At 65.7% G+C, this 13,139-nt stretch carries 12 protein-coding genes; 5 read left to right on the top strand and 7 right to left on the bottom strand.

Features of this window, described 5'->3' with window-relative positions:
- Nucleotides 1-7: 7 nt before the first annotated feature.
- Both M2427_RS22680 and M2427_RS22675 read left to right on the top strand, forming a co-directional pair.
- A complete protein-coding gene (locus tag M2427_RS22680) occupies nt 8-700 on the top strand; it encodes a response regulator transcription factor (protein ID WP_280708917.1) in 693 nt (230 codons plus the stop codon).
- Nucleotides 687-1,757: a HAMP domain-containing sensor histidine kinase gene (locus tag M2427_RS22675; RefSeq protein ID WP_280708916.1), complete on the top strand. Its 1,071-nt coding sequence runs from the start codon at nt 687-689 to the stop codon at nt 1,755-1,757. Before M2427_RS22680 ends, M2427_RS22675 begins: the two co-directional genes overlap by 14 nt.
- Here the strand turns inward: M2427_RS22675 and M2427_RS22670 are convergent.
- Together M2427_RS22670 and M2427_RS22665 are read right to left on the bottom strand one after the other, a co-directional pair.
- Nucleotides 1,752-2,123 carry a helix-turn-helix transcriptional regulator gene (locus M2427_RS22670; protein ID WP_280708915.1) on the bottom strand — a complete coding sequence of 124 codons (372 nt, stop codon included), beginning with the start codon at nt 2,121-2,123 and terminating at the stop codon, nt 1,752-1,754. The two genes, M2427_RS22675 and M2427_RS22670, sit on opposite strands and share 6 nt — an antisense overlap.
- Nucleotides 2,120-2,986: a S1C family serine protease gene (locus tag M2427_RS22665; RefSeq protein ID WP_280708914.1), complete on the bottom strand. Its 867-nt coding sequence runs from the start codon at nt 2,984-2,986 to the stop codon at nt 2,120-2,122. Before M2427_RS22665 ends, M2427_RS22670 begins: the two co-directional genes overlap by 4 nt.
- A gap of 183 nt (nt 2,987-3,169) precedes the next feature.
- Here M2427_RS22665 and M2427_RS22660 point away from each other — a divergent pair, with 183 nt between their 5' ends.
- Nucleotides 3,170-4,135, top strand: a complete 966-nt coding sequence (locus M2427_RS22660) for a VOC family protein (protein WP_280708913.1) — start codon at nt 3,170-3,172, stop codon at nt 4,133-4,135.
- Nucleotides 4,136-4,150: 15 nt separating this feature from the next.
- Here M2427_RS22660 and M2427_RS22655 read toward each other — a convergent pair whose 3' ends face one another.
- Nucleotides 4,151-5,287 (bottom strand): diguanylate cyclase, encoded by a 1,137-nt coding sequence (locus M2427_RS22655; protein ID WP_280708912.1) that lies wholly within the window; start codon nt 5,285-5,287, stop codon nt 4,151-4,153.
- Nucleotides 5,288-5,373: 86 nt separating this feature from the next.
- The gene (locus M2427_RS22650) at nt 5,374-6,126 is read right to left on the bottom strand and encodes a transporter (RefSeq protein WP_280708911.1); all 753 of its coding nucleotides are present in this window, start codon (nt 6,124-6,126) and stop codon (nt 5,374-5,376) included.
- A 193-nt stretch (nt 6,127-6,319) separates the two neighbouring features.
- Between M2427_RS22650 and M2427_RS22645 the strand changes: the two genes are divergently transcribed.
- On the top strand, nt 6,320-7,195 hold the full coding sequence (locus M2427_RS22645; RefSeq protein WP_280708910.1) for a dihydrodipicolinate synthase family protein: 876 nt from the start codon (nt 6,320-6,322) through the stop codon (nt 7,193-7,195).
- Between the two features lie 191 nt (nt 7,196-7,386).
- The gene (locus tag M2427_RS22640) at nt 7,387-9,711 is read left to right on the top strand and encodes a xanthine dehydrogenase family protein molybdopterin-binding subunit (protein WP_280708909.1); all 2,325 of its coding nucleotides are present in this window, start codon (nt 7,387-7,389) and stop codon (nt 9,709-9,711) included.
- Nucleotides 9,712-9,819: 108 nt separating this feature from the next.
- Here the strand turns inward: M2427_RS22640 and M2427_RS22635 are convergent, their stop codons facing one another.
- From M2427_RS22635 to M2427_RS22625, 3 genes are read right to left on the bottom strand one after another with little or no spacing between them, the layout of a single operon-like run.
- Nucleotides 9,820-11,016, bottom strand: a complete 1,197-nt coding sequence (locus tag M2427_RS22635; RefSeq protein WP_280708908.1) for an acyl-CoA dehydrogenase family protein — start codon at nt 11,014-11,016, stop codon at nt 9,820-9,822.
- Between the two features lie 18 nt (nt 11,017-11,034).
- Nucleotides 11,035-12,177 carry an acyl-CoA dehydrogenase gene (locus tag M2427_RS22630; RefSeq protein ID WP_280708905.1) on the bottom strand — a complete coding sequence of 381 codons (1,143 nt, stop codon included), beginning with the start codon at nt 12,175-12,177 and terminating at the stop codon, nt 11,035-11,037.
- Nucleotides 12,178-12,182: 5 nt separating this feature from the next.
- Nucleotides 12,183-13,034 carry an enoyl-CoA hydratase gene (locus tag M2427_RS22625; protein ID WP_280708904.1) on the bottom strand — a complete coding sequence of 284 codons (852 nt, stop codon included), beginning with the start codon at nt 13,032-13,034 and terminating at the stop codon, nt 12,183-12,185.
- Between the last annotated feature and the right edge of the window lie 105 nt (nt 13,035-13,139).

The raw sequence follows: 13,139 nt of genomic DNA, 5'->3' as shown, positions 1-13,139 counted from the left end.
GTTTGTCATGACCGGAGGCCATCGCCGCATCCTTGTCGTCGAGGACGATCCGGAAACCGCAGGCCAGCTCGTCGAGGAGCTGACGATTTCGGGCTACGAGGTCGATCTCGCCGCCACCGGCCGCGAAGCCCTCAGCCACGGCGTCGCGCGCGACTATGCCGTGATCACCATCGACCGCATGCTGCCCGATATCGACGGCATCACCGTGATGCGGCAGATGCGCGATGACGGCGTCGCCTCGCCCTTCCTGATCATCTCGGCGCTCGGCGAAGTCGACGACCGCGTGCGCGGCCTGCGCGCCGGCGGCGACGACTACCTGGTCAAGCCGTTTTCCTTCGTCGAGCTGCTCGCGCGCCTCGAGGCGCTCGGCCGCCGCAGCGAGACCATCGCCAAGGAAACCATCTTGCGCGTCGGCGATCTCGCCGTCGACCTGATTGCCCGCAACGCCAGCCGCCGCGGTCGCAAGATTCCGCTGTTGCCGCGCGAATTCCAGCTGCTCGAATATCTCGTCCGCAACGAGGGACGCGTCGTCTCCCGCGCGATGCTGCTTCAGCACGTCTGGGACTTGCATTTCGATCCCTCCACCAACATCATCGACGTCTATGTCGGACGCGTCCGCCGCAAGGTCGACGATGCGCAGGCCTATCCATTGATCCACACCATCCGCGGCATCGGATATTGCCTCCGTGCTCCTGGCTAACACGCTTCGCTCCTCGACCTTCCGCCTGGCGCTGATCGCGATTGCGATCTTCGGCCTGATCGTCGCGGCGATCATGGCCTACGTCTATTTCGGCACGCTCGCCTATGTGCGGAGCCGGGTCGGAGATGTCGGCGATCACAGTGGCTTCGTCGCGATGCTTAAGCTCGCGATGATTGCGGTTGCCGTGCTGCTGGTAGTGCTGTCGGGCGTCGCCGCGGTGCTGGTGACGCGGCGCACGGTCGGGCGGATCGAGGAGATCAACGCTACCAGCCGTGCGATCATGCTGTCGGGCCTCGACCGCCGCATTCCCCTGCGCGGTAGCCATGACGAATGGGACCGCGTTGCCGAAAACCTCAACCAGATGCTCGACCGGATCGAGACGCTGATGGGCGAAGTCAAGCAGGTCAGCGACAATGTCGCCCATGATCTGCGCACGCCGCTGACGCGCATGCGGGGCCGGCTGGAAAAAGCCTATCACCACGAGCGCGACAGCGACGCCGATGCCGCCCTGATCGGCGACACCATCGCCGATCTCGATGCCGTGCTCGGCATGTTCGCCTCGATCACGCGGATCTCGGAGATCGAGACCCGTGCCCGACGCAGCGCGTTTCGCCCGCTCAATCTTGCCGAGATCGCGGGCGAGGTCGTCGAGCTCTACGACGCCGCGGCCGAACAGGTCGCGACGCGCCTGAGCCTCGACGGCGACCGCGAGGTCGCCGTCACGGGTGATCGCGACCTGCTGTTCGATGCCATCGCCAATCTCGTCGACAATGCGATCAAGCACGGCCGCCCGGGTGGGCACGTGGCCGTAACCTGCCGCAACGCCGGCAGCGGCGCGACGATCGCCATCGCTGATGATGGCCCGGGCATTGCCACGGATCAGCATGATCACGTGTTCAAGCGCTTCTACCGGCTCGAGCAGAGCCGCTACACGCCGGGCAACGGCCTGGGTCTGAGCCTCGTCGCGGCGGTGTCGCGCTTGCATGGCGCCGAGATCGCGCTACAGGACAACGCGCCGGGCCTGACCGTTCAGCTCAGCTTCCCGGTCGCGCTATAGCTCGATCACGCCGCGGCGTGCCGCGTGTGCCACCGCATCGGTGCGGCCGGTCGCATCCAGCTTGTCGAGCAGGGAGCCGACGTGGAATTTCACGGTGTGCACGGAGATATTGAGCTGCCGCGCGATCATCTTGTTGGAGGCGCCCTCCGCCATCAGCGCCAGCACGTCGAGCTCGCGCTGCGTCAGCGCAATGTCCTCGGGGATGACGCGCGGATCGCGGGCGACGATCGTTGCATTGGCGGTCTCGCCGGGCGCGGCAAGACGAAGCCCCGCGACATTGCCGAGCAATGTCGCGAGGCGGTCGGCCAGCGCCGGATCGTCGATCTCCAGCGACAGCACGATGTCAGGCGTGGTGTCCGCGCTCACGCCTCGGGCCTCTCGCCGATCGTGACCCTGAAGCTCGCCGGTTCGCCGCCACGGCGGACCGCGACATCGACCACCCGGCCGACGCTGGCAGGTCCCAGCGTTCGCAAAAGCGCGCGCACGCCCGATAGCTTCTGGTCATTGACCGCGACGATCACGTCGCCCTGGCGGATGCCCGCCGCGGCCGCCGGGCCGGCCTTGTCGACATTCATCACCATCGCGCCGATGCCGTCGTCGAGCCGCAGTGGCTGCAGCCCGAGCCCGAGATATCCGCGGGCGATGCGGCCGCGGGTCTCGAGCTGCGCCGCGACGCGCTCGATCGTCGCCGTCGGGATCACCAGCACCCGCCGCGGTCCGAGCACGGCCATGCCGAAGGCCTCGCCCGAAGCATCGACGGCAAGGCCGCCCTCCTGGCTGGGACGCAGGCGAACATCGAGCTCGATCCGCGCGTCGATCTCGCCGCCGCGCAAGGAGCGCCAGCCCTTGCCGGAGACCGACACCATCCCGAGCGCCGCACTCGGCGCATCGCGATTGGTCGCGACCACGACGGACAGCGCGCCGAGGGCAGGGACCGTGGCTGCCAGCTTGATCGGGGCGATGGTGGTATCGGCGCGCAGCAGCGCGATGTCGGTGGTGTGGTCGCGGCCGACGATCGTGGCTGCAACAGAGCTGCCGTCGGGAAGGCCGATCTGGACCTCGCCCTCGTCGGCCAGCGCCTCGTCGGCCGTGATGATCAGGCCGGGCTTCCAGACGAAGCCGGTCGAGCGGGAGCGATGCGAATGCACGGATACAACGGACGGCGCGATACGCGCCACGACATCCGCGATCGCGGACGATAATGAGGAGAGAGGAGTGGGGTCAGTCATGGAAGGCTCCTGTAAGCTGCCTCCAATCTGGGATCTTGCAGCCGATTGCGAAACTGGCCGGGTGGCCAGTCGTCCGGTGGACCACGGCCGACGAACATGTGATTGGGCGCCCCTCACGGGAACGTGTAGTCATCCCCACATTGCGCCTGATGGCCTCAAACGATTTCCAGCGAGCCCTGACCGATGACCATCGACCTCACCCGACGTACCCTGCTTCAACTCGCCGGCGCCAGTTCGCTCGCGATGGCCGCGGCGGCCGCCGCGCGTGCCGAGGGGAGTCCGCAAGGCGGCGGGCCGACCTATGCGAGCCGCACGCCGATGCGGGTCGGCATGGTGACATTGCGGGTGAAGAATCTCGACAAGGTGGCGGATTACTACCGCGACGTGATCGGGCTCACCGTGATGGAGCGCTCAGCAACCGCTGCCAGGCTCGGCACGGCCGGTATCACGCTGCTGGTGCTGGAAGCCCGTCCCGACGCCGCAATCGAGCCGCGTAGTGCCGCCGGGCTCTACCATACCGCGTTCCTGATGCCGACGCGCAAGGATCTCGCGCGCTGGCTGGTCTATGCCGCCTCGCACCGCGTGCCGCTGTCGGGTTTTGCCGACCACCTCGTCAGCGAATCCGTCTATCTCGACGACCCCGAAGGCAATGGCATCGAGGTCTATGCGGACCGCGATCCCTCGCAATGGCAATGGAGCGAGGGCAGCGTGAAGATGGCAACCGACGAGCTCAACATTCCCGACCTGCTGTCGCTGACCAACACGCGCGTCAGCGATTACGCCAAGGCGCCGGATGGTCTGCGCGTCGGGCACATGCATTTGCGCGTCGGCGATCTTGCGCAGGCCCAGAATTTTTACCACGGCACTGTCGGCCTTGACCCGACCCGCAGCCGTAACGGCGCGGCGTTCCTGTCGTCGGGGCGCTATCACCACCATCTCGGCATGAACGTCTGGCAGAGCCAGGGCGCGGGCCAGCGCGACGATTCAACGACAGGGCTCGGCTGGTTCTCGCTGGTGACGGAGAAGCAGGACATCCTCGCCGCGCAGGAAGAACGCCTGCGCAAGGGCGGCGTCCGCGTCGCGCAGTTGCCTGGAGGCCTCGAGGCTGTCGATCCCTGGGGCACGCGCGTGCGGCTGCTCAAGGTGTGAGCGAACGCTGCAGTTTCAGCCTGCTGCGCGTTCGGGTCCGACGTCCTCGTCCGCCCATGCGCAGCGGCTGCCGCCAGCACGCTTCGCGGCGTAGAGCGCGCGATCGACCCGCTCGAGAAGCTGCGCCGTGGTACCGGCGGTTGCAGCGCCGGCGCTGACGAGAATTCCCGCGCTTGCGCCGATGCGGACCGGAATGTCGGTCAGCAAGAATGGGATCGAGAGATCGATAATGGCACGGCGCGCCAGCGCGAGTGCTTCCTCGCGGCCGTCTTCGCCGGGGGCAACCGGCTTGAGCATCATGAACTCGTCGCCGCCGAAGCGCGCCGCGATGCCGGCATCACCCGTGCAGGATGACAGCCGCGCCGCCACCTGGCGGAGCAGATCGTCGCCAGCGTGATGGCCGTGACGGTCGTTGACCGGCTTGAAGCCGTCGAGATCGATGGCGATGATGATGAAGTCGCCGCTTGCCTCCGCCAGCGCCTGGAGAAATGCGGCACGGTTCGGCAGTCCCGTGAGGAAATCGTGGGTGGCTTGCCGCGCCAGCCGGTACTTGGCCTCGAGGCGCTCGACGAAGGCGGCGCTGAGGTGCTTGGAAGCCTCGCGCAGGGTCAGCCAGAAGAACACCAGCATCACCGCGCCGAGCTTGTAGGCCAGTTCAGGCCGGAGCAGCCCGGCCGCGATGGTGGGCGCGAGCAGGATCCCGGCAGTCGTCAGGATGATCCAGGGACGGATCGCAGCGCGCGAGACCATGCCGACGCAGAACGACATCGCGAGCCCGAATGCGATCCAGGCGCCGGGCGCATCGTCGATATGGAGCGCACGATATGACAGCATGCCGAGCGCAAGGCCGAAGGCCGAAGCGCCGGCGCCATAGAGCCGCTCCCAGCGGATCACGTCGGCGTCGGAGAAGTGGGCGGCACGCGACTTGTAGAGGAAGAGGGAATAGATGCGGGCCGCGGCCGTGACGAAGATGAAGGCTGAGATCACGGCGTAGCCGATATCGCCGCTCATGATGGCCAGCGCCACAGCGCCCGTCACCGACGTGCCGCCGATCGCGGACACCTGCGGCAGCGACGTGTACAGGAGGTCGACGAGCTCGCGCCGGATGCGCGGGTCGGGATGCAGAAACCTGGACAACAGAGTGTGCGGCATGGCCGGCACCATCGCCGCCACTCCCTAACAAGGAGTAGGTGCGGGGCGCGGCATGATGGCCGGCGCGCAACGTCCTTAAGAACTGGTCAATGCCGAAGCATCGGCCGCTTTGCCGTGCCGAGGACGTTGTCCCAGCGGTAGGAATAGCCGACGCCTATAATGTAATCGGGCGAGTTCCGGTTAAGGCCGAAGGCGAGGTGGAAATCAAGCTGTTCGGTCCGACTCAGCAGATAGCCGCCGCCGATATTGAGCAGCGCCGTGCTCGCGCCGCGCGATGGAGTGTCGCTGACATATTCGGCGAACAGCGCTAGCTTCTCGCTGAGCTTCCGTTCGATCACGAAGGTCGCTTCGGTGGTCTGGTGGTTGGCGAGGTCCGATGGCCGGAAGAAGCTCGTGAACATGCCGCTGATGCCCCAGCCGCCGGCGAGCTCGTAGGACCAGGGGAATTGCAGATAAGGCTGAAGGCCCGTGCCCGATATCGCGGGCGTGCCGGTCGGCAGGCCTATGCCTACGACCACCGAAAGGTTCGCGGGCTCAGGCAGCCCGCTGACCTGCCATTTAACGCCGGGGGTGACGTTGGTGAAACCGGTATCGACCGTGCCGGTCAGCCGCCCGACATAGCTCGGCACGTCGACCAGCACTTCGAGGCAGGGCGCGATGCCGAAGCGGAGACGGCTGTTGCTGCCGTCAAATCCCTTGCCGGTGCTTTGGCCTGAGGTGTTGAGGCCGTTCTCGATCTGGATGCTGCCATCAGGCACGACCAAGCTGGAGTTGGTGACATCAGGTCGATCGGTCGCGATCTCCGATTGCGGCGACGGGCATTCACCAGCCCTGGCCATGCCAGGGCACAGCGCGGCGGCCAGCATGCCGACGCAACACAACAAAACCCGCCAACGTTGCAGGACGTCTCGCAAAACCACAAATACGCTCTTCGAAGTTCGTTCGCTTGCTGGCAATAAGACCCCATGCTAGCACGCGATGGATCGCGCAGCTGCCAGCCTGGACTCGCTTCCCCCGGAATTTATTCCCGACATGACCGAATTTCGTGGCGTCTTCCCCTATCTCGTCTCGCCGGTCAGCGCAAACGGCTCAGTGCGAACCGATGTGCTCGCAAGGCTCTGCGACGATCTGATCGGCGCGGGCGTACATGGGCTGACACCGCTCGGCTCGACCGGCGAGTTCGCCTATCTCAATGGCGCGCAACGCATGGCGGTCGTGCAGACCACGATTGAAGCCGCGAAAGGTCGCGTGCCCGTTGTTGCCGGCGTCGCGTCGACCTCGACGGCCGATGCCGTGGCGCAGGCTCAGGCCTATCAGAAGCTCGGCGCCGACGGCATTCTGGCGATCCTCGAGGCGTATTTCCCGCTCGCCGATGCCCAGATCGAATCCTATTTCCGCAGCATCGCGGATGCCGTGGATATTCCGGTCGTACTCTACACCAATCCGCAATTCCAGCGCTCGGACCTGACCCTCGACATCATCGCGCGCCTCGCCGGGCATCCGCGCATCGGCTACATCAAGGATGCCTCGACCAACACCGGGCGGTTGCTGTCGATCATGAATCGCTGCGGCGATTCCTTGCGCGTGTTCTCGGCCTCAGCCCATATCCCGGCTGCGGTGATGCTGATCGGCGGCCTCGGCTGGATGGCGGGTCCAGCCTGCATCATCCCGCGCCAGAGCGTTGAGCTCTACGACCTCTGCCAAGCAGGCCGCTGGGACGAGGCCATGGCGCTCCAGCGCCGGCTGTGGCGCATCAACGAGGCCTTCGCCCGCTTCAATCTCGCCGCCTGCATCAAGGCTGGCCTTTCGATCCAGGGCTATGATGTCGGCGATCCAATCCCCCCGCAGGCTCCGCTCACAGCCGATGCACGCAAGGTCGTGGAAGCGGCGCTCAAAGAGCTGGCGTAGCTGTCTCCGTCGTCATGGCCGGGCTTGACCCGGCCATCCACGCCTTACCCCTCCGTCCAAAGAACGTGGATGCCCGGGACAAGCCCGGGCATGACGAAATCGAGGATATCCAGCCCAAAACCGCGGCTGGTCTCGCTTGCCTCGATCCGCTAAAAGGCGCCCGCACTTTGAGGCTTAGAGGACCCAGCGGAATGAACATTCTTCCCGGCAATTTGCGTTTCGGAGCGGGCCAGCCCGTCAAGCGTTTGGAAGACCAGCGGCTGCTCACCGGGAAGGGGCAATTCATCGACGACAAGCCGGAGGACGGCGCGCTCTGGTTGCACGTGCTGCGCTCGCCGCATGCGCATGCGAAGATCGTCTCGATCGACACCAGCACTGCGGCCTCGATGCCCGGCGTCACCGCGATCTACACCGGCGCCGATCTGATCAAGGATGACGTCGGCAGCATCCCGACGCTCAGCATCTTCAAGCGCCCCGACGGCAAGCCGATGACGGTGCCGCCGCGCCGGCTGCTCGCTCATGAGGTCGTGCGCTACACCGGCGAGGCGGTGGCGGCGGTGGTCGCGTCCTCGCGCGCGGAGGCGCAGAGCGCAGCCGAAGCGATCGTGGTCGAGTATGACGTGCAGCCCGCCGTGGTCGATCCGGTGGAGGCCGTGAAGCCCGGTGCTCCCGTGGTGTGGCCGGAGGCGCCCGACAACATCGTCGGTGCGATGAGCTATGGCGATGCCGCCAAGGTGGACGAAGCCTTCGCCAAGGCCGCGCATACGGTCGAGCTCGATCTCGTCAGCCAGCGTCTGGTGCCCTCGGCCATGGAGCCGCGTTCGACCATCGCCGAGATCGACAAGAAGACCGGCCGACTGCTCCTGCATGTGCAGTCGCAGACCCCGGCCTCGACCCGCGACGTGCTGGCGGAAGCCGTGCTGAAGCGTCCGAAGGATAGCGTCCGGGTGCTGGTCGGCGACATCGGCGGCGGCTTTGGCCAGAAGACCAACCTCTATCCGGAAGACGGCATCGTCGCCTATGTCGCGACCAAGCTGAACAAGAAGATCCGCTGGCGCGGCGACCGCACCGACGAGTTCGTCGGTGGCACCCACGGTCGCGATCTCACCTCGACCGCGTCCTTCGCGCTGGACGAGAAGGGCAAGGTGCTGGCCTATCGCGTCACCTCGATCGGCTGCACGGGCGCCTATTCCTCGGGCGCGGCCAATATCATTCCGCTGGTGCTTGGACCGTTCGTGCAGACCGGCGTCTACGACCTGCCGCTGGTGCATTTCGAGATCAAGTCGGTGATGACCCACACCGCGCCCGTCGGTGCCTATCGTGGCGCGGGTCGCCCCGAGGCGGTGTTTATCGTCGAGCGCCTGTTCGACGCTGCCGCGCGAAAAATCGGCATGGATCCGCGCGCGATCCGCAAGGCCAACTACATCAAGCCGGCGCAGCTGCCCTACACCAATGCGGCCGGGCAGGTTTACGACTCCGGCGCCTTCGCGCACATGCTCGATCGTGCGGTGAAGCTCGCCGACTGGGACGGCTTTGCCGCGCGCAAGAAGGCTGCGAAGAAGAAGGGCCTGCTCTACGGCCGTGGCCTTACCTCCTATATCGAATGGACCGGTGGTCGCGCTCACACCGAGAAGGTCAGCCTGCACGCGACCTCGCAGGGCCGCGTCGTGCTGCATTCAGGCACCATGGCAATGGGGCAGGGGCTGCAGACCACCTACACCCAGATGATCTCCGACACCCTCGGCATTCCCATGGACAAGATCGACGTCGTGCAAGGCGACACCGATCTCGCCATGGGCTTTGGCAGCGTCGGCTCCCGCTCGCTGTTCGTCGGCGGCACCGCGGTCGCGGTCTCCTCCAACGATCTGATCCAGAAGGCGCGCGAGAAGGCGGCGAATGTGCTCGAGACCTCGGTCGAGGACATCGAATATCAGGGCGGCATGCTCACCGTCGTCGGCACCGACCGCCGCATCAGCCTGTTCGATATCGCCGAGAAGGAAGCCGGCGCCAAGCTCAGCGTTGATTCCGAGGGTGAGGTCGATGGTCCGAGCTGGCCGAACGGCACGCATATCTGCGAGGTCGAGATCGATCCGGAGACAGGCGTGTCGAAGGTCGTGCGCTACACCACCGTTGACGACGTCGGCGTCGCCGTGAACCCGATGCTGGTGACCGGCCAGATCCATGGCGGCGTTGCGCAAGGAATCGGCCAGGCGCTGTACGAGGGCGTGTCGTACGATGCCGACGGCCAGCTGCTGACCGCGAGCTATCAGGACTATTGCATCCCGCGCGCCGATGACGTGCCGCCGATCGTGGTGACGCTGGACGATTCCGCGCCCTGCCGCACCAATCCGCTCGGCGCCAAGGGCTGCGGCGAGTCCGGCGCCATCGGCGGTCCGCCCTGCGTCACCAACGGCGTGATGGATGCTCTCGCCGAGCTCGGCATCACCCAGCTGAATACGCCACTGACGCCGCAGAAGATCTGGAAGGCGATCAGGGGTGCGAAGGTGGTGGGATAACCCCGACCGTTTGCTACGCTGGCTGTCGCGACGCACTCAACTGTCGCCCCGGATCTGCGCTTACGCTTGTCCGGGACGACGGCGGAATGTGTCGCGCCCGCTCGGGCCTCAAATCCCCAGCATCATCTTCGCGATGATATCGCGCTGGATCTCCGACGTGCCGCCGAAGATCGTGTACGCGCGTCCGTTGAGATATTCCGGCACCACCGTCAGCATATCCTCCGGCAGCGCGGGCTCGTGGTTGAGCTTGTAGAGCGGGCGCATCGGCTCGACCGCGAGCGCGTCATGGCCGATCACGTCGACGCCTAGTCGCGTCACGGCTTGCCGGATCTCGCTGTTGCGCAGCTTCAGGATCGACGACACCGCGCCGGGATTTTGTCCGGTCTGCAGCGCCGAGAGCACGCGCAGCTCGGTCATTTCAAGCGCGTCGATGTCGACCTCGACCTCCGAGATGCGCGTTGCGATGTCAGGGCTGTCGATAGCCCGGCCGGTCAGGTCGGACTCCGCAAGCTCGGTGATGGCGCGCAGCCCTTCGCGCAGCTTTGCTGACGCGATGCCGGAGCCACGTTCGAACTCGAGCAGATATTTGCCATAGGTCCAGCCCTTGCCTTCGTCGCCGACGCGGTTGGCGACGGGCACGCGGACGTCGTCGAAGAACACCTGGTTGACCTCGTGGTCGCCGCCGATCGTGAGGATCGGCCGCGTCGTGATCCCTGGCGTCTTCATGTCGATCAGGACGAAGCTGATGCCGTCCTGCTGCCGCGGGCCGTCGCTGGTGCGCACCAGCGCGAACATGCGGTTGGCGTGGTGCGCATGCGTGGTCCAGATCTTGGTGCCGTTGATGATGTAGTCGTCGCCGTCGCGCACCGCGCGTGTTTTCAGCGAGGAGAGATCGGACCCGGAGCCCGGCTCGGAATAGCCCTGGCACCAATAGTCCTCGCCGGACAGAATCCGCGGCAGATAAAAATTCTTCTGCTCTGGGCTACCGAACCCGATGATGACAGGTCCGACCATCTTCACGCCCATCACGTTGACATTGGGCACGCCGGCGCGCGCGCATTCGCTCTCGAAGATCCAGCGCTGCGCGGGCGTCCAGTTCGGGCCGCCATGATCGACCGGCCAGCCGGGCGCGCCCCAACCCTGTTGATGCAGCGCGCGCTGCCAGGCCATGCCGATGTCAGGATCGGAAAACACCGACGGCGTCAGTGCGGTCGCGCGCTTCATCTCCTCGGTGAGATTTTTGGCGATAAAGCTGCGCACCTCGCTCTGGAAGGCGCGCTCTTCGGCATTGAACGACAGGTCCATGATGCGCTCCTCTCAGGCTCAAACGGTGGTGCGGCCAAGCTGGGCGTGGCGGGCATAGTGATGCGCGCTGCCGCCGAACAGCGTGTCGAAGGCGACCAGCCGCTTGAAATAGGCGCCGACCTCGAGCTCCTCGGTGACGCCCATGCCGCCATGAAGCTGGATCGACTGCTCGCCGACGAAGCGCGCACATTTGCCGATCTTCGCCTTGGCGCCCGACGCCGCGCGGGCGCGCTCGACCGGCGCATTGTCGACCTTCAGCGCGGCACGCAGCGCCACGGAGCGGGCTTCGTCGACCTGGATCGCCATATCGGCAAGGCGGTGGCGGATCACTTGGTTGGCGGAGAGCGGCCGGCCGAATTGTTTCCGGATCTTGGTGTACTCGAGCGTGGTATCGAGCAGGGTCTGCATGATGCCGACCGCTTCGGCCCCGAGCGCGGCCATGGCGCGATCGACGGCCCATTCGATCGCGGGCAGCGCGTCCTTGCCGTCGCCAAGCAGGGCATCTGCCGACAGCTGCGCGTCTGAAAGCTCGATATTACAGGCGCGGCCGCCGCCGAGGCGTGGATAGTCGGAGATCGAAAGCTCGGATGCCGTTGCCGGCACCAGGAACAGGCCGATCCGTCCCGATGGCCCGTGATGATCATGCAAATGCGCGGAGACGATGATCTCGTCGGCGGCATGGCCGTCGAGCACGGCGATCTTGCTGCCGGAAAGACGCCAGCCCTGCGCCGTCCTGGTCGCTGATGTCGCGACCTTGGCCAGATCGAACCGCGCCGCGCGCTCGGAATGCGCGAAAGCGAGCTTCATTGAGCCGTCGGCGATCTTGGGCAGGCTCGCCTGCTTCTGCGCCGTGCTGCCGCAGCGCTCGATCAACGCGGCGCCCAACACAACCGTCGCGACATAAGGTTCCGACACCAGCCCGCGACCGAAGGCTTCCATCAAGATGCCGATCTCGACTGGCCCGCCACCGAGCCCATCAAACTCTTCCGGGATCGGCAGCGCCAGCCAGCCGAGCTCCGCGAATTGCTTCCACACATCAGGGCTGAAACCGAGCGGATCGTTGGCGGTCTTGCGGCGGTGGTCGGCATCGTAGCTCTCGGCTACGAAGCGCTCCGCGCTTTCACGCAGCAGTCGTTGCTCGTCACTGAGATTGAGATCCATGGCGTCTACTCCGCGGCCGCCGGCTTTCGCACGGAGGGATGCAGTCCGGATGGATCGACCACCATGCCGAACTCCTGAAGATTGTGGGCGTGACAAAGCTGGTGCAGCGCAAAGGCCTGGTCGATCGCGGCGGGCTGCCCCATCACGTCGACCGAGCGATTCACCGCCTCTTTGGTCAGCTTCAGCGCAAAGGACGGCTTTGCGGCGATCCGCCGCGCCAGTTCCAGCACGCGCGATGACAGCTCCGCGCGCGGCACCACCTGGTTTACCATGCCGAGCTGATGCGCTTCTTGCGCGCTCCAGCTGTCGGCCGTAAACAGGAATTCCTTGGCCTTGCGCGGGCCGAGCTCCCAGGGATGCACGAACCACTCGACACCGCAGACGCCCATCGTCACGACGGGGTCACAAAACTGCGCATCGTCGCTGGCGACGATGAGATCGCAGGCCCAGGCCAGCATCAACCCACCGGCGATGCACTTGCCGTGCACCTCGGCAATCATGGGCTTGGCGAGGTTGCGCCAGCGCCGCGTGATCTGGAGATATATTTCCTGCTCGCGCGCGAAGCGGCCATGAGCATTCGCCTCGGCAAAGCCGCCCCAATTTCCAACAGGTGGAAAATCGACGCCAACGGCATTCTTGGTCCCCGGACGAAGATCATGGCCGGCGGAAAAATGCGGCCCGTTGCCGGCGAGGATGATGACCTTGACCGCGTCGTCCTGCACAGCCGCGTCGAAGGCGGCGTTGAGGTCGTAGGTCATTTGCAGGTTCTGCGCATTGCGCGCGTCGGGCCGGTTCATCACGACCCGGGCGATTGCCGGGTCCGGCCGCTCCACGAGGATGGTCTCGAACGAGGACATGGCGCGCTCCCCTGAATTTTTGTCTTGTTTGCTGCGAGTTGACTATGTCGTCCCGTGATAGGCAAGAGGCTTGCGTCAGCCGGCTGCTTATCGCGCCCCCTCGGG

This window comes from Bradyrhizobium sp. BR13661 (genome assembly GCF_029892425.1).
GTDB lineage: Bacteria > Pseudomonadota > Alphaproteobacteria > Rhizobiales > Xanthobacteraceae > Bradyrhizobium.
Note: the sequence above shows the minus strand (reverse complement) of the source record. Positions and strands in the feature narration are given on the sequence as shown.